This is a genomic window from Bacillus sp. 05T21, assembly GCF_056396785.1.
On record NZ_JBFTMD010000001.1, the window covers coordinates 630881 to 648967 of the forward strand.

The window sequence follows — 18087 nt, forward strand, 5'->3', positions numbered from 1 at the left end:
TTTAATACAAGAAAGCATTAAATAACTACTCATTCAACGTACCTGCCTTTTCAGTACTTAACTTCTCCACAAAAAAAAAGAAAGCATGCAAATCGTTTCCGTTTGCATGCTTTTTTATCCCGCTATTTGCCAGGACAGTAAGACCCCCACCTCAAAATTCAGCGAAAGCAAAGAACTTAGGCGGGGGTCAGGCTGATAATCAGCGGGGATGAACACCCCCCCCACTGATTAAAGTTTCACTTTATGCGCTTGCTGATTCTTTTTTTACATCATCTTCAAGAACACGAACAAACTGCGCTTCGTTATATGGATAACCAGCTTTTGTAATTTTCACTTTTACTAGCTTACCAATCAATTCTTCAGATCCTTCAAACACAATTTTTAAGTAGTTATCTGTATAACCTACATATAAACCTTTACGGTCACCATCTTTAAATGTCTCTTCCGGAATGATTTCAAGTACTTCACCTTCAAATCTAGAAGCATACTCTTTCGCTAATTGATTTGATAGCTCAATTAGACGGTGAACACGATCGTTCTTCACGTCTTCAGGAACTTGATCTTCCATACGTGCTGCTGGAGTACCTGTACGTTTCGAATAAGGGAAAACGTGTAATTCAGAGAAACGATTCTCTTTAATGAAATTGTACGTTTCCATGAATTCCTCTTCTGTTTCGCCTGGGAATCCAACAATTACGTCTGATGTAATCGCAAGACCTGGTAACGCTTCTTTCAAACGATCTAAGCGCTCTTGGAAAAATTCCATCGTATACTTACGGCGCATACGTTTCAATACAGTATTAGATCCTGACTGTAATGGAATATGCAAGTGACGTACAACTACTTCTGATTTATCTAACACTTCAATTACTTCATCAGAAATTTGACTCGCCTCAATAGAAGAAATACGAAGGCGTTTCAATCCGCCTACTTCCGCTTCCATATCGCGCAGTAATCCAGCTAAGTTATACTCTTTTATATCTTCACCGTACCCACCTGTATGAATACCTGTTAATACGATTTCTTTATAGCCCGCATCTACTAATTGCTGCGCTTGTTTAATAACTTCTTTTCCATCACGAGAACGCATTAAACCACGCGCCCAAGGAATGATGCAAAATGTACAGAAGTTATTACAACCTTCTTGTATTTTTAAAGATGCACGTGTACGGTCCGTGAAATATGGTACATCGAGCTCTTCATATACACGTGTTTTCATAATATTGCGGACAGCATTAATTGGTTGACGCTCTTTACGGAATTCTTCGATGTATCCTAACATCTTCTCACGATCTTGCGTACCAACAACAATATCTACACCTGGAATCGCCATAATTTCCGCTGGAGATGTTTGTGCATAACATCCAGTTACACAAATTACCGCATCTGGATTTTGACGTACAGCACGTCTAATTACTTGACGGCTTTTTTTATCTCCAGTATTCGTTACTGTACATGTGTTAATAACGTATACATCAGATTTTTTTTCATATTCAGTTCTTTCATAACCACCTTGTTTAAACAATTGCCAAATCGCTTCTGTTTCATAGTGGTTTACTTTACAACCTAACGTGTGGAACGCAACAGTTGCCATTGATTATCACCCCATCAATTCAAAATGATAAGAAGCGGCACTTAACGCATAAAGCGGAGCCGTTTCTGTTCTTAAAATTCTTGGTCCTAAACTACATGGTACAAATTTATGTTCACGAAGTGCGGTTATCTCTTCCTCCGCTAAGCCGCCTTCTGGTCCAAATACAATCAGCAGCTTTTGGCCTGGTTTAACCGTCGCTAAAGCTTTCGCAAAATTAGATTTCTCACCTTGTTTCGCTTCTTCTTCATACGCAACAAGACAAACATCATACTCGCTACTCATCGACAGCAGTTGTTTAAATGATGAGGGAACGTGTACTTCTGGAATTTCACTTCTATGCGATTGTTCCGCAGCTTCTTTTACAATTTTTTTCAAACGCTCAACTTTTTTATCTGCTTTTTTCGCATCCCACTTTACAATAGATCGAGATGCTTGAAATGGTAAAAATGCAGCTGCCCCAAGCTCAGTTCCTTTTTGAAAAATTAACTCTAGCTTGTCTCCTTTCGGCAGTCCACTTGCAATCGTCACGAACACAGGAAGTTCGCTTGACGCCTCTACCCATTCTACAATAGTGGTATCCACAAATTCACTGGTAATTTCAGCAATTGAACACTCTGCTGTTTTACCATTTACACAGCAATAAATGTGGTCACCAGCTGACATACGCATCACTCTTGCGATGTGATGGACATCATCACCCATTATGCGAATACTTGTCTCATTTACATATTTCTCTTCTACAAAATAACGTTGCATATAATCACCTTAGTAGAGTTTCGTTCCTTTCGTAAGTCAATACTTACGAAAAGAACGAAACGTTATCATTTTCATATAACAAACGGCAAGTCCCTCACCTTATACGGTGAGAGACTCCCCTGTTCTTTATAGACTAAAATCTATATTACGCATTTCGTGCAATAATTGCTACCCAATCTTCCATTCGAAGTACTTCTTCAATTGAAAATCCAGCTGTTTCTAACGCTTCAGAAATTACTTTTTCTTTCGCCCCAATAATACCAGATGTAATAAATAATCCACCTGGCTTCACAACTCTCGCTGCATCTTCAGGGAATAGAAGAATAATTTCCGCTAGTAAATTTGCTACGATTAAATCAACTGGGCCTTCAATACCTTCTAATAGACTATTCTGTCCAACATTGACAATGTCATCTGTTTTATTTAAGCGCACATTCATTTCTGCACTTTCAACTGCAACTGGGTCTAAATCATACGCTTGAACAGAAGCCGCACCTAATTTTGCCGCAGCAATACTAAGTACCCCCGAACCTGTCCCCACATCAATCACAGTATCACCTGGCTGAACCGTTTTTTCTAACGCACGAATACACATCGTCGTTGTGGGATGTGTCCCTGTACCAAACGCCATACCTGGATCTAATTCAATAATTTTTTCATTTGGAGAAGACGGTGTATACTCTTCCCACGTCGGCACAATTGTGAATGTATCAGAAATTTGAACTGGATGATAATACTTCTTCCAAGCAGTAGCCCAATCTTCCTCATCGACTTCATTAATTGTAATAGTTCCTTTACCAATTTCGATGTCGAAAGATGGTAGTGCATCAATAGATGATTTTACACCTGCAACTGTTTCGTGTAAAGAATCCGTTTGTGGGAAATATGCTTTTACCAAAACACCCTCACTTGGATATTCATCTGGGTTAAGTGCATAAATCTCACCGTATTGTTGCTTGCGCTCTTTCGTCAACTCCGCTGGGTCCTCAATCGCAACCCCGCTAGCGCCTGCTTCATGCAAAATATGAGAGACAGCTTCTACTGCTTCTTCTGTTGTATGAATACTAATTTCTGACCATTTCACAATTTACCAACTCCATTTTTTATTTCCATTATTCCCCTTTGAAAGCACGTTTAAGCTTTCTGAATAAGCTATCATCCTGCTCTTCTTGCCCTGCAAATTCACGCAATAAATCTTTTTGATGTGAAGTTAATTTCGTCGGCACAACAACACGAACGACTACATATTGATCTCCTTGACCATATCCACGTACGTTCGGAGCACCTTTTCCTTTTAAACGGAATTCTGTTCCTGTTTGTGTTCCTGCTGGAATTTTCAGCTTCACTTTGCCATGAACGGTAGGAACTTCAACTTCCGCACCAAGTGCCATTTGCGCAAATGTTATTGGCATTTCGCAAATAATGTGATCCCCTTCGCGTTCAAAGAATTCATGATTTCTCACATGAACAACAACATATAAGTCACCTGCCGGTCCGCCATTTACGCCTGCTTCACCTTTTCCAGATACACGAATTTGTTGACCATTATCGATACCCGCTGGAATTTTAACATTGATTTTTTTACGTTTACGAACTTTACCAGAACCATGGCATGTCGTACATTTCTCTTTAATCATTTGACCTGTTCCTGAACAATGTCCACAAGCTTGACGGTTTACAATACGCCCAAATGGTGTATTTTGTTCTACACTTACTTGCCCTGATCCTGAACAATGTTTACATGTTTCTTTTGAAGTCCCTGGTTTTGCTCCACTACCCTTACAAGTATCACATGGATCCTCCACTGGAATCTCAACGTTTAATTCTTTACCAAAAATAGCTTCTTCAAACTCTAAAGTAACTTGATATTGTAAATCAGCACCTTGACGTGGAGCATTCGGGTCACGACGTCTTCCGCCGCCACCGCCAAAGAATGAACTAAAGATATCTTCGAAACCGAAGCCACCGCCGAAGTCTCCTCCGCCACCGAAACCTTGATTCGGACCCGCGTGACCAAATTGATCATACTGCGCACGCTTTTGATCATCGCTCAATACTTCGTATGCTTCTTGTACTTCTTTAAACTTTTCAATTGCATTTTCTTCTTTACTTACGTCTGGATGGTACTTTTTAGCCAAACGACGATACGCTTTTTTAATTTCATCTTTTGAAGCACCCTGGCTAAGTCCAAGGACCTCATAATAGTCTCGTTTATTCATAAATTTGCAACCCCCGAATCTTTCACATAAACGTAATTTTAACACCGAAAGAAAGTGCTTTGCAACAAAGTTTCCTCACTTACAGTATGCAAAATAAAAAAACTAAGATCCTCACACATTTCTTCTTATTCGTGAAAAAAGTCAAAGCCAAGGCACGCTTGACTTTGACTTTTTGTCATCTTACTTATTTTATTTCACTGTATTACTTGTCTTCTTTTACTTCTTCAAACTCAGCGTCTACTACATTATCTTTTTTCGCGCCAGCGTCTTGTGCTCCTTGTGCACCTTCTGCTTGCCCTGCAGCCGCTTGAGCTTGCTCGTATAATTTAACAGTTAATTGTTGTACGATTTCTTGAAGAGCATCTTTTTTCACGCGGATTTCTTCAAGTTCGTTTTTCTCGATTGCCGCTTGTAATGCTTCTTTCGCTTCCGTTGCTTTCGCTACTTCAGCTGCATCTACTTTACCTTCTAAATCTTTTACAACTTTGTCTGTTTGGAATACAAGTTGGTCAGCTTCGTTACGAAGTTCAACTTCTTCCTTACGTTTTTGGTCAGCATCAGCATTTGATTCAGCTTCTTGTACCATACGATCTACTTCTTCATCAGAAAGACCTGAAGAAGATTGGATTGTAATAGTTTGCTCTTTGCTTGTTCCTAAGTCTTTTGCACGTACGTTAACGATACCGTTCGCATCAATATCGAATGTTACTTCGATTTGTGGAATTCCACGTGGTGCTGGCGGAAGGTCTGTTAATTGGAAACGACCTAACGTTTTGTTGTCAGCTGACATTGGACGCTCACCTTGTAGTACGTGAATGTCTACCGCTGGTTGGTTATCAGCAGCTGTTGAGAATACTTGTGACTTACTTGTCGGAATTGTAGTGTTACGCTCGATTAGTTTCGTGAACACACCGCCCATAGTTTCGATACCTAAAGAAAGTGGAGTTACGTCTAATAATAGAACGCCCTCTACATCACCAGTAAGTACGCCACCTTGAACTGCAGCACCTAATGCTACAACTTCATCTGGGTTTACACCTTTGTATGGCTCTTTACCAGTTTCACGTTTAATTGCTTCTTGTACAGCTGGGATACGAGTAGATCCACCAACAAGGATAACTTTATCTAATTCGCTTGGAGCAAAACCAGCGTCTTTTAATGCACGACGAGTTGGCTCTAATGTTCTTTCAACAAGACCAGCTGAAATTTCTTCGAATTTAGCTCTTGTTAACGTTAATTCTAAGTGTAATGGGCCAGCAGCTCCAGCACTAATGAATGGTAATGAAATTTGTGTTTGTGTTACACCAGAAAGATCTTTCTTCGCTTTTTCAGCTGCATCTTTCAGACGTTGAAGTGCCATTTTATCTTGGCTTAAATCAATGCTATTTTCTTTTTTGAATTCAGCTACTAAATGATCGATGATAACTTGGTCAAAGTCATCTCCACCAAGACGGTTGTCACCAGCAGTTGAAATAACTTCGAATGTGCCGTCTGCTAACTCAAGGATAGATACATCAAATGTACCGCCACCTAAGTCATATACTAAGATTTTTTGCTCTTCATCTTGTTTTTCTAAACCGTAAGCAAGTGCTGCGGCTGTTGGTTCGTTAATGATACGCTCAACTTCTAAACCAGCGATACGACCAGCATCTTTCGTTGCTTGACGCTCTGCATCGTTGAAGTATGCAGGTACTGTAATAACAGCTTTCGTTACTGTTTCACCTAAGTATGCTTCAGCAGAAGCTTTTAAGTTTTGTAAAATGATTGCAGAAATTTCTTGAGGTGTAAAATCTTTACCTTCAACTTCTACTTTGTAGTCTGTACCCATATGACGTTTAACAGACATGATTGTATTTGGGTTTGTAATTGCTTGACGCTTCGCAACTTCCCCAACTTGACGCTCTTCATTTTTGAAAGCTACAACAGAAGGTGTTGTACGGTTTCCTTCTGGATTTGGGATAACCTTTGGTTCTCCACCTTCCATAACAGCTACACAAGAGTTTGTTGTACCTAAGTCAATACCGATAATTTTACTCATGGCGATTCCTCCTACTTTTATGTAAATTATTGATTTACTTTTACCATTGATGGGCGAATCACACGGTCTTTTAGTTTATAACCTTTTTGGAATTCCTCCACAACCGCGTTTGATTCAAATTCACTGTCTTCGACTTGCATAATAGCTTGGTGCTCATTAGGATCAAACTGTTTACCAACAGATTCAATCGCTTCAACACCTTCTTTAGTCAGCGCTTCTAGCAATTGACGATGCACCATTTCCATACCTTGTAACAAGGATTTCGTTTGCTCATCAGTTGTTTCCACTTGCATCGCTCTTTCAAAATTATCAAGAGCTGGCAAAATATCTGAAACTAAACTTTGTGCTCTATATTTTTCAGCAGCCTGTTTATCCATTTGGACACGGCGCTTATGATTTTCAAAATCAGCTTGTAGACGTAATGTGCGACCTTCCGTTTCCGTTAGTTTCGCTTGTAACTCATCTACTTTTTCTTGTAAAAGAGCAGCCTCACTTTTTTCTTCTACAGCTTCTTCACTGTTTTCTGGCGTGACAGCTTCTTCAACTTGCGCTTCTTTCACTTCTTCTACCACTTGTTCGTTACGCTCTTCCACAATTTTCACCTCCTTAAAAGGTATTAGGTATCACGCTTAGCACGATTACCTAAGCATTATATATTACACACAGCAATGAGAATCTCATCACTTGAGCGAATGTATTACTCTCATTTACTTTTTAAGTCCGTCTGTAAATTGTCTTGTAAATAACTGCAACAAACTAATTACACGAGAGTATTGCATTCTCGTCGGACCTAAAATCGCAATTGTTCCTAGTTGCTCTTCTCCAATCGAATATGTTGCAGAAATTAAACTACAATCTTCCATAGCTATTGAAGAATTTTCCCTACCAATTTTCACTTGAATACCAACTTGTTTATGACGCAAAATATCATAAAACTCAGCTTCGTTATCAATCATCGTCAGCAAGGATCTTACTTTTTGAATGTCATGGAACTCTGGTTGCGAAAGCATATTTGCTTTCCCTCCAAAGTATATCTTTTCCGATAAAGGAACTTGAAATGTACCATCTAACATTTTTATTGCGCTATCGTAATTATGAACATACCCACGCAAGACTGTAACAATCTCTTTAAAGATTTTATTATGAAGTTCTGCCATAGGTATACCAGATAGCTTTTCATTTAAAATATTAACCATTTTTTCTAAATCTGATAAATCAACAGATTCCGGAACGGTAATCGTTTTACTTTGCACATGCCCTGTATCTGTTACAATAATAGCGACTGCTGTTTGACGATCAAGCGGTACAATTTGTACATTTTTAAGTTTATTTGTGCTCAATTTCGGACCAAGAACAATGGCCGTATAATTCGTAAGCTCTGATAAAATTTGAGCTGATTGTTGTGCAATTTTTTCTGCTTCAAAAATTCTTTCAGCAAATAAATCTTTAATTTGTACAATTTCATCGGTCGGTAAGTTTTGCGGCGCTAAAAGATGGTCTACATAAAAACGATACCCTTTTTCAGAAGGAACACGCCCAGAAGAACTATGCGTTTTTTCAATAAATCCTAGTTCTTCTAAATCAGCCATTTCATTTCGAATAGTAGCTGAACTAAACGTAATTTCATCTTTCTTAGCCAACGTCCTCGAACCAACTGGTTGCGCTGATCCAATAAAGTCATCAACAATTGTTTGTAAAATTAAGAGCTGACGTTCCGTAAGCATCTCATCATCACCTCTGTTAGCACTCTTTGTCTTCGAGTGCTAAATCTATTAATAACTTACCAAAATTGACATTCAATTGTCAACGGAAACGTCACGAAATAACGAAACTTTTTCACGCTTATGGCACATTTAATTAATCAATCAAAAATGACTGGAATACTTCATTCCCTAATAGTTTCCCTTTCCTCGTTAAACAAACATGTCCATCTCTGTTTTCAAGTAATCTTTGTTCTTGATTACTTTGTAACTGCTTTGCAAAAACATGATCCATCTCCACATTAAATTTCTTTTGGAATTCTAGCTTAGAAACACCTTTTGTTTTTCGAAGTCCTAAGAACAACTCTTCTTCCATTTTTTCTTTCTCTGTCACTGAGTGAACATCTAAATACGGAAATCCTGTCTCATCAATTTTAGTGAAATATTGCTTGAGCGGGCCTACATTTTGAATTCGTTCCCCGTTCACATAGCTATGCGCTCCAGCTCCAAATCCATAATACTCTTCATTATTCCAGTATGTGAGATTGTGTCTACTTTCATTATTACCTTTTGAGAAGTTACTAATCTCATACTGGTTATAACCATGTTTCTCCATTTCATCCATTACCATTTCGTACATTTTCGCTTCATGGTCTTCACCTGGAAGTCTTAATTTCCCTTTATTCATTAAGTTATAAAATACGGTTTTCGGTTCCACAATTAAGGAATATGCCGAGAAATGTTGTACACCAAGCGTAAAGGCAATGTCTAATGTTTCCTTTACATCTTCTATCGTCTGTCCTGGCAGAGCATAAATTAAATCTACATTAATATTTGTAAAACCGACTTCCTGCGCTTCTCGAATTGCTACGAATGCATCTTCTCTCGTATGCCTGCGTCCAATCTTCTCAAGTAGCTCATCACGAAACGTTTGCACACCAAAACTAATTCGGTTTACTCCACCTTCTAGCAATACGTTCAATTTCTCTTTCGGTAAATCACCTGGATTCGCTTCAAATGTTAATTCACAATTCGGCGCAAATGGACGCAAACGACGGTTAATGATGTCGAGTAGTTTTTTTGTCTGTTCCATATTTAATGCCGTCGGAGTTCCTCCGCCAACAAAAATCGTTTTCATACTTTCAAACGGTACTTTTTGAACCGTATTTATTATTTCTTTCTCTAAATATTGTAAGTATCGATCAACCGGTTGGCGTTCAATAAATACTTTATTAAAATCACAATAGTGACAAATATGCTGACAAAACGGAATATGAATATATGCAGCTTGTACCAAATATAACTCCTACCTTTCTAAAAAGAAAACCTCCGCACTCCGGAGGATTCTTTACTTCTCTACTGTATTACGGATTTGTTCCATTCGCATTTTTCCCCAATCATACATCATTTCAACGATCGGTAAAAGCGACATACCTAATTCCGTCATATAGTACTCAACACGCGGAGGAATTTCCGGGTATACCGTTCGATCAACAATCCCGTCCTCCATTAACTCTTTCAATTGATTTGACAACACTTTATGAGAAATGCTCGGGAACAGACGTTGCAATTCACTAAAACGATGCGGACCTTCCACACCTAAGTGCCACAATATCACAACTTTCCACTTCCCACTAATTATAGAAAGCGTCAGTTCCTTTTCGCAATTAAAATTACCTTTTTGTATTTTCTCTCGAATATCTTTTCGAATATTTTCGGACATTAATAGTCTCCTAACTCTATATCAATCACTAAAAAGCTCTCTCACTATTGTAAATGAGAGATGCTAAGATGTCTAAAAAGTAGCATATAAAAAAGAAGCCGAACGAACGGCTTCTACTTTTATCACGATTGGTGCGGGCTAATAATTAGCGAAGAATAGAAAAATCTCCACTAATTATAGTTCACTCCATTAGTTATCATCCATTTTCAGTACAGCCATGAATGCTTCTTGCGGCACTTCTACAGAACCAACAGACTTCATACGTTTTTTACCTTCTTTTTGCTTATCAAGAAGTTTACGCTTACGAGAAATGTCACCACCGTAACATTTTGCAAGTACGTTTTTACGCATCGCCTTAATTGTAGAACGAGATACAACTTTATTTCCGATAGTCGCCTGAATTGGCACTTCAAACTGTTGTCTTGGAATTAATTTCTTTAATTTCTCTACAATTACTTTACCACGGTCATACGCTGAATCACGATGTACAATAAATGATAAAGCATCCACTTGTTCATTATTTAAAAGAATATCCATTTTCACAAGTTTAGATGGTTTATAACCAATTAACTCGTAGTCAAATGATGCATATCCTTTCGTATTTGATTTCAATTGATCGAAGAAATCATATACGATTTCTGATAACGGGATTTCATATGTCAATGTAACACGTGTTTCATCTAAATATTGCATATCAATAAACGTTCCACGTTTCCCTTGGCAAATTTCCATTACAGCTCCAACATAGTCATTCGGAACCATAATTGCAGCCTTCACAAACGGCTCTTCTACACGATCGATAGTCTGCGGATCTGGCATATTAGATGGATTATCAACAATAAAATCTTCACCGTTCGTTAAATACACTTTATAAATAACGCTTGGCGCTGTTGTAATTAAGTCAATCTTGAATTCACGTTCAATACGTTCTTGAATAATCTCCATGTGAAGAAGCCCTAAGAAACCACAACGGAAACCAAAACCTAAAGCTTGAGATGTTTCAGGCTCAAATTCAAGAGCAGAATCATTCAATTCTAGTTTTTCTAACGCATCACGTAAGTCGTTATAACGTGCAGAATCGATTGGATATAAACCACAGAATACCATTGGGTTTAATTTTCGATACCCTTTTAACGGCTCTGCAGCCGGACGTTTCGCATGTGTAATCGTATCACCAACACGTGTATCGCCTACATTTTTAATAGATGCTGCCAAGAAACCTACATCACCTACTGTTAACTCGTCACGTTGCGTTGTTTTCGGTGTAAACACACCTACTTCTGTTACTTCAAATTCTTTTCCAGTTGCCATCATACGTACTTTATCGCCAACTTTTACCGTTCCATTTACAACACGGATATATGCAATTACACCACGGTACGGATCATATAAAGAATCGAAAATCATACATTGTAACGGCTCTTCTGAATCACCTGTTGGAGCTGGTACCTTTTCAACGATTTGTTCTAAAATATCTTCAATACCAATGCCAGCTTTCGCTGAAGCAAGTACAGCTTCCGATGCATCTAAACCAATTACATCTTCTACCTCTTGACGTACGCGTTCTGGGTCTGCACTTGGTAAGTCGATTTTATTAATAACTGGTAAGATTTCTAAATTATTATCAAGCGCTAAATATACGTTCGCTAATGTTTGCGCCTCAATTCCTTGCGCTGCATCCACTACAAGAATTGCACCTTCACAAGCCGCTAAACTACGAGATACTTCGTACGTAAAGTCGACGTGTCCTGGAGTATCGATTAAGTGAAGAATATACTCTTCACCGTCTTTCGCTTTATACGTTAGTTGTACTGCATTTAGTTTAATTGTAATACCACGCTCACGCTCCAACTCCATAGAGTCAAGCAATTGCGCCTTCATTTCGCGCTGTGCCAACGCGTTTGTTTTCTCCAAAATACGGTCTGCCAACGTTGATTTCCCGTGGTCAATGTGAGCAATGATGGAGAAGTTACGAATTTTGGACTGTCTTTTTGCTCTTTCTTCTTTATTCATCTATGTTCTCAACTCCTAATAGTCTCGCCAATATACACTAGCACTGATTATATCAATAGAGCAGCAAAGATTCAATGAAAACTCGTGCTGCTTACAATACAAATCACTCTATCTATATCTTATGCGAACAAACCATAAGAGACAAACCTTTTTCAAATTAAAAGACAGCTCTCTTACAAACATAAGACAACCATCCTTCCCGCTACCCTTAACTAAAAATTCCTTTTATTGCCCCAACAACTATATCTGTTCCAAACTTTGTCATATCACGAGCAACACTTGCTATCGCCATACCGATACCTTCTACAACATTAAAACTTCTTAAACTTTCTAACTGTTTTTGTTTTTCAGTAGCCGAAAACGTCTCTCCCGAAATTCCGGGTTCAGCCCCAGCGCCTTCTGTTCCTGTCATATGAGCAATTTGTTCATATGACAGCTGACGATATCCTTTCATACTTTTTAGGCCATGATTAGCAAGTCCCACTCCAGCTATCATCATAAGCAAACATAAGACTGTACCGCATATACATAACAGCGTAAATTGACTCAAGCTATTTCTGCCTCTTTCCATCAATGTGTATATGCCCCTGTATTATCCTGATCAATCTGATGATGCAGTGCTGCATTTAAACCGCTGGCTATTACATTTGCCATATCCTCAATAAACGCATCTACTTCTTTTGGAGTTACCATTAAATTATGACCAAGAGGAGATAACACTTCATAAATTAACTTTCTCTTTTCTTCTTCTTCTAACGTACCAATAGCTCCTAAAAACATATTTCGACTCTTTTCATCCGGCATATCTTCTTCTGTTAATTTTTTCTTTTCTCCAAATGTAAAACCTGCTGGCAATAAAGAGCGTGACGGTTTGTTTCCTTCTTTCAGTTCCCGGCCAAAATGTTTCAAAATAAAATCAATTGTATCACTCGTAATCGAAACAGCATCTACCACAGTTGGCACACCAATTGCGATAACAGGAATACCTAATGTTTCTTTACTTAGTTCCTTACGCTTATTCCCAACACCAGATCCTGGATGAATTCCTGTATCAGAAATTTGTATCGTACTATTTACTCGTTCAATAGAACGCGCAGCTAATGCATCAATTGCGATGACAAAGTCTGGTTTTGTCTTCTCAATAATTCCGTAAATGACATCGCTCGTTTCAATCCCTGTAATTCCCATTACCCCTGGACGAATGGCACTAACTGGTCTAAACCCTTCTTCCACACTTTCAGGCTGCAATTTAAACAAATGTCTCGTCACCAGTACGTTCTCTACAACTATCGGTCCGAGTGCATCCGGCGTTACATTCCAATTCCCAAGACCTACGATTAAACAACTCGCTTCTTTTGAAACTCCAACCTCTTCTAAGAAATAAGAAAATTCTTTTGCAAAAATACGCTCTACCTTTTGCTGAAGTTCCGTATCTTGTTGTCGTATACCTTGCACCTCAAGAGTTAAATAACTTCCAGGTTTTTTCCCCATCGACTCAGATGCAATTTCATCAATAGTTACTTTTGTAATTGTAACTCCCTCTTCTTCCCTCTCTTTTACAATAACTCCCTGTATCCCTTTTTGTTCTTCTTGGCGCTCTTGTAGCATTTGGTGCGCCTCTACAGCAAGGTCAGTTCTAACACTATATTTACTTAAATCTAATGGTTCTTTCATCGTATCTCCTCCGTAATTCATAGTAAATATCGTTAGATTTCCCCAAGTTATATTAGGTCATTCTTTCCTTTACGTGAAATTTCATTGATATACTATTGCAATTCTCTTCACCGTTTGATAGAATATCACTTGTTCTATGTAAGAATCGAGTCATTCGATTGCACCAGGGAGGTGAAAAGTATGGCAAACATCAAATCTGCTATCAAACGCGCTAAACTTAGCGAAGAGCGTCGTTCACATAACGCTTCTATCAAGTCTGACATGCGTACTGCTGTTAAAACTGTAGAAACTTTAGTTACTAATAACGATCTTGAAAATGCTAAAGAAGCTTTCAAAACTGCTTCTAAAAAACTTGACAAAGCAGCTCGTAAAGGTCTTATCCACCAAAACGCTGCATCTCGTCAAAAATCTCGCTTAGCGAAACAAGTAAACGCGTAAGGCGTTTAAAAAACGATCCATTCGGATCGTTTTTTATATACACAAAAAAGTTCACGTACTAAGTACGTGAACTTTTTTGTGTCACTACATATGATTTAACCGCATTAAGAAAAACTCAAGCACAAGTTTCTTATCCATCTTTCCAGTCTTCATACTATAATCAGCTTCCGCCAATTCTATAATAACTTTTTTTAATTCTTCAAAAGAGAAAAACTTCGTTTGATTCATCGCCAACTTTACCCGGTACGGATGTACACCAATATGGGACGCGATTTGATTTTGTCCGTAACCACGCTGTTGCAACTCTTTCACTTGATGTAGCAAGCGGAACTGACTTACTAATAAAGCGAGCAGTTTAATCGGTTCTTCCTGCTGTGTAAATAATCCGTCTAAAATTTGCATAGCACCAGCGATATCTTTTTTCACCACTTTTTCTGTTAAAGCAAACACGTTTTGCTCAACAGATTTCGGCACAAGTTCCGTGACAAGTTTTGGCGTAATTTCTCCGCCCATACCGACGTATAACGTTAACTTGTCCATTTCCTTCGCCAACATTGTTACATTACTTCCCACAAGCTCTAACAATAAACTAACAGCTGCATTATCAATATGCACATGCACCTCATCCGCACGAGAAACAATCCACTTCTGAACATCCTGCACTTGCATCGCATTTGCTTCTATTACATCCGCTGTTTTCTTTAATAGTTTTGTAATTTTTTTTCGTTCGTCTAATTTTTCATAAGGCGCAACAAAAACAAGAATAGAAAAAGGAGATGGCTCCCCAATATATTCTTCTAAAATTTTTATATTTTGTTCTAATTTTTCTTTTTGTGCCGTTAAAAATAGTGGTGATTTTATTAATATAACTTTACGCTCTCCAAAAAAAGGAAGTGTATGCGCATCCTCAACTACATCTTCTAAATACGCTTCTTCCAAATCGTATGTCACAACATTAAACTCTCGATCTTCCTCTTCAAGCGCTTCCGTTGTAATAAGCTTTATCGTTTCATTTATAAAATAGGCTTCCGTTCCATACAGTACATACAACGGAGCGAACTGTTTCTTTTTAATCTTCTTATGTATATCACTCATATTTTTTCCTACTCCCTAACTTGGCAATATATATTTATACTAATGCCCTAGCTTTTGTTTTACAAGTACAAAGGGACGGTCTTTATAACCCGCCCCTTTATTTATATAAAACGCCACACAATAAGCCCCGGATTTCTTATTGGTGTGCGGTAATCACCTTCCCTTTATTATTTACAATAATAATCTTAGTATAAGTGCCAACTGTTAACATGATTGGAAATGAAAAATTCACGCTACTTAACTAACTAGAAAAAGTATACAAATACTCTATTTCACTTCATATGGAAATTGTAGATTTTTTTCTGACAATATTTTATACTAAAATGGAATGTTGGGGAGGGATTCTAAATGAATGATTTTGAACAAAACGTTCAAAGTAAACGCAATGACGCTATTGATTCAGGGGTAGGCTTTATCGTCTCATTTGGTTTTTTCGCAACACTTTTCATTATTGCAACTGTTATTAAATTTATCGGTTCTTAAAGGCTGCTGCTTAACGGCAGTCTTCTTTTTTTCATCTTCTATGTGTTTCATCATATGTGATTTTACTTTGAAAGGTTCCTTTTTCTCCATTAAAAACATAGGAAATAGCACCTTGCTTATCCGTACGCCATATATCAATACCCATCTTCTTAAAACGCTCTATAACTTCCTTATGCGGGTGCCCATACCTATTACGCTCCCCCACAGAAATAATCGCTACAGCAGGCTGTACAAGGCTTAAAAATGGATCTGTAGACGATGTTTTACTCCCATGGTGGGCAACTTTTAAAATATTAGCCCGCAAATCAGGATATGTTGATACTATAAACTTTTCTCCTTCTTCTTCTAAATCACCCGTAAATAGCCATGTTAGTCCCCCTAGTCTGGCCCATAGTACAATCGAAGAGTCATTTTCTCCCTTTTCTTTCCCCTTTGGAGCTAATACGAAAAATTCCGCTTCATTTACCCTCCAACCTTCCCCTTCTCCTACTACACTTATCTTCATGCTCTTTTCTAACGCCTTTTTCTTCACCACTTTTTCCAATACAGCATCTTGTTCCTTTCTCCCAAATACAACTTCTTTTACAATAATAGATGACAACAAATCCAGCGCAGCACCTATATGATCCGCATCTCCGTGCGTTACAATTAATTTATCAATCGTTTTTATACCTTCTTTTTGTAAAAAAGGAACAAGAATATCATGCCCAACAGAAAATTCATGCTTTTTCTGTTGCCACGCTTCCTTCTTGACAGGAAGGGCCCCTCCTGTATCAATAAGATAAACCTCTTTATCGTACGGAAGACGAATTAATATCGCATCTCCCTGTCCAACATCAAGAAATGTAACACTCCCACTTTCGCGAAAATATGGATATACATAATGACAAGTACTAATAAAAAGAAACACACCCACAACTATGCACAAAATTTTTTTCGTTATTACCCTTTCCCAAATCACAAATATACTAACGATACTAAAACAATATATAGCCACAAGAAATAAAGGTGTTTGACCAAAAGTAAGTCGGATGAAAGGGAAACTTTCACAGTAACTTAGAAAATCATTAGAAATGGTTAAACATAGTGAAAGTACATATGCGATTCCTTTTGCGAAAAATGGAATAACCGGCATACATATAAGAATAATGATGCTACACGGCAATACAATAATGGATAGAAAAGGAACATATATAAGATTGAGGAAAACGCTATAAGGAGAAAAATAACCAAAATGATATAACAAGATGGGGGTACTAGCGAGCTGTGAAATTATAGAAATGTAAATAGAATTTCGAAATATCCCATTACAACGCCCTAATAATATCGGCGCAGATAGTAGTAAAGAAAAACTACCTACAAATGAGAATTGAAATCCAATGTTGAAAATAAGATACGGATCGTATATAAGCATACATACAGCTGTTATACTTAAGGCGTCTAGACTAGATAAGCGAACAGAGCACATGAAAGCTACCAATAATAAAACTCCTGTTATAGAAGCCCTCACAACAGATGGCGACGCCCCAGCTATGATCATATACAGAGGAATGCAAACTATAAGGCATACTGTTGCTATCTCTTTCGTCACACCACTTCTTAGCAAAACAAAATACATTATAACCATTAGTAATACGATATGCGATCCTGAAATTGCTAACAAATGTATAAGACCAAATTGTTGATATTGCTCTTCTACTTCAAACGTCATTTGTTGTCGATCTCCAAATAATAATGCGTTCATAAATGCACCTGATTGTTCCGGGAACATTTCTGTAACTTTCGAGATTGTTTGTTGCCTGAGAAGGAAAATCCATTGCACGAGTGACAACGATGTTTTTTGACATTCAGAAATGTATGTCACATCAAATATAAAATGTATTTTTTGCTGATATAAATAATTACGATAATCAAAAACATGAAAATTCCGGGCAGTTTGTGGTTCTTTCACCTCCCCTTTAAATGTACACGATATACCTGCATGTAATTGTTGCAACTGCTTCTTTTCCGAAGCAGATTGTATTTTATAATTTAACTGCACTAAGTTTTTATTCTGATCTTCAATTTGAAAAGAGAGACGATCCCCATTAATTAGAGGTGTATTTTGCACGACCCCTCGTGTAACTTCATAGGACTCCCCTAGCGGCTTATTTAGACTCTGAACATACGTGGTGTACATAGCGCCACTAAAACACGCTATTATAAAAAATATGAAGGTTTTACGCGAAGTACGATATAAACAAAATAAAACATAACAAACGAAACAACAAGCAGCCAACAAATGCGATGCGGAAAAGGTAATTGCAATCCCAATTATAAACGAGATTGCAACATAGCCCCATTGCCCATTCAAC

Annotated in this window: 16 protein-coding genes; 2 read left to right on the top strand and 14 right to left on the bottom strand. The window is 37.9% G+C overall.

What is annotated here, in order from left to right; genetic code table 11:
- Positions 1–241 precede the first annotated feature (241 nt).
- From mtaB to gpr, 12 genes are all read right to left on the bottom strand, one after another.
- Positions 242–1594 carry a tRNA (N(6)-L-threonylcarbamoyladenosine(37)-C(2))-methylthiotransferase MtaB gene (gene mtaB / locus AC1DKZ_RS03380; protein ID WP_002138376.1) on the bottom strand — a complete coding sequence of 451 codons (1353 nt, stop codon included), beginning with the start codon at positions 1592–1594 and terminating at the stop codon, positions 242–244.
- Between the two features lie 6 nt (positions 1595–1600).
- Complete coding sequence (locus AC1DKZ_RS03385) at positions 1601–2350, bottom strand: 16S rRNA (uracil(1498)-N(3))-methyltransferase (protein WP_113935596.1); 750 nt, start codon at positions 2348–2350, stop codon at positions 1601–1603.
- A 145-nt stretch (positions 2351–2495) separates the two neighbouring features.
- Positions 2496–3434, bottom strand: a complete 939-nt coding sequence (gene prmA / locus AC1DKZ_RS03390; RefSeq protein ID WP_002138379.1) for a 50S ribosomal protein L11 methyltransferase — start codon at positions 3432–3434, stop codon at positions 2496–2498.
- A gap of 28 nt (positions 3435–3462) precedes the next feature.
- Complete coding sequence (gene dnaJ, locus AC1DKZ_RS03395) at positions 3463–4569, bottom strand: chaperone protein DnaJ (protein WP_002015197.1); 1107 nt, start codon at positions 4567–4569, stop codon at positions 3463–3465.
- Positions 4570–4771: 202 nt separating this feature from the next.
- Positions 4772–6607 carry a chaperone protein DnaK gene (dnaK, locus tag AC1DKZ_RS03400; RefSeq protein ID WP_002015198.1) on the bottom strand — a complete coding sequence of 612 codons (1836 nt, stop codon included), beginning with the start codon at positions 6605–6607 and terminating at the stop codon, positions 4772–4774.
- A 26-nt stretch (positions 6608–6633) separates the two neighbouring features.
- Positions 6634–7200, bottom strand: coding sequence for a nucleotide exchange factor GrpE (grpE, locus tag AC1DKZ_RS03405; RefSeq protein ID WP_002138384.1), 567 nt, complete (start codon positions 7198–7200; stop codon positions 6634–6636).
- Positions 7201–7314: 114 nt separating this feature from the next.
- Positions 7315–8331, bottom strand: a complete 1017-nt coding sequence (hrcA, locus tag AC1DKZ_RS03410; protein ID WP_002067157.1) for a heat-inducible transcriptional repressor HrcA — start codon at positions 8329–8331, stop codon at positions 7315–7317.
- Between the two features lie 133 nt (positions 8332–8464).
- On the bottom strand, positions 8465–9604 hold the full coding sequence (hemW, locus tag AC1DKZ_RS03415; protein WP_431181703.1) for a radical SAM family heme chaperone HemW: 1140 nt from the start codon (positions 9602–9604) through the stop codon (positions 8465–8467).
- Between the two features lie 51 nt (positions 9605–9655).
- A complete protein-coding gene (locus AC1DKZ_RS03420) occupies positions 9656–10030 on the bottom strand; it encodes a winged helix-turn-helix transcriptional regulator (protein WP_002015203.1) in 375 nt (124 codons plus the stop codon).
- 189 nt (positions 10031–10219) lie between these two features.
- Positions 10220–12043, bottom strand: coding sequence for an elongation factor 4 (lepA, locus tag AC1DKZ_RS03425; protein WP_002034072.1), 1824 nt, complete (start codon positions 12041–12043; stop codon positions 10220–10222).
- Between the two features lie 208 nt (positions 12044–12251).
- Positions 12252–12614 carry a DUF3679 domain-containing protein gene (locus AC1DKZ_RS03430; protein WP_049946676.1) on the bottom strand — a complete coding sequence of 121 codons (363 nt, stop codon included), beginning with the start codon at positions 12612–12614 and terminating at the stop codon, positions 12252–12254.
- Positions 12614–13717, bottom strand: a complete 1104-nt coding sequence (gene gpr, locus AC1DKZ_RS03435) for a GPR endopeptidase (protein WP_002088693.1) — start codon at positions 13715–13717, stop codon at positions 12614–12616. The genes AC1DKZ_RS03430 and gpr overlap by 1 nt, the downstream gene beginning before the upstream one ends.
- A gap of 180 nt (positions 13718–13897) precedes the next feature.
- Here gpr and rpsT point away from each other — a divergent pair, with 180 nt between their 5' ends.
- Complete coding sequence (rpsT, locus tag AC1DKZ_RS03440; protein ID WP_113935599.1) at positions 13898–14155, top strand: 30S ribosomal protein S20; 258 nt, start codon at positions 13898–13900, stop codon at positions 14153–14155.
- Between the two features lie 84 nt (positions 14156–14239).
- On the opposite strand, the gene holA is transcribed toward rpsT, so the two are convergent.
- On the bottom strand, positions 14240–15250 hold the full coding sequence (holA, locus tag AC1DKZ_RS03445; RefSeq protein WP_002034073.1) for a DNA polymerase III subunit delta: 1011 nt from the start codon (positions 15248–15250) through the stop codon (positions 14240–14242).
- A 348-nt stretch (positions 15251–15598) separates the two neighbouring features.
- Here holA and AC1DKZ_RS03450 point away from each other — a divergent pair, with 348 nt between their 5' ends.
- Positions 15599–15733 carry a YqzM family protein gene (locus AC1DKZ_RS03450; RefSeq protein WP_000997609.1) on the top strand — a complete coding sequence of 45 codons (135 nt, stop codon included), beginning with the start codon at positions 15599–15601 and terminating at the stop codon, positions 15731–15733.
- Between the two features lie 31 nt (positions 15734–15764).
- Here AC1DKZ_RS03450 and AC1DKZ_RS03455 read toward each other — a convergent pair whose 3' ends face one another.
- Positions 15765–18086, bottom strand: coding sequence for a DNA internalization-related competence protein ComEC/Rec2 (locus AC1DKZ_RS03455; RefSeq protein WP_476995645.1), 2322 nt, complete (start codon positions 18084–18086; stop codon positions 15765–15767).
- Position 18087 lies beyond the last annotated feature (1 nt).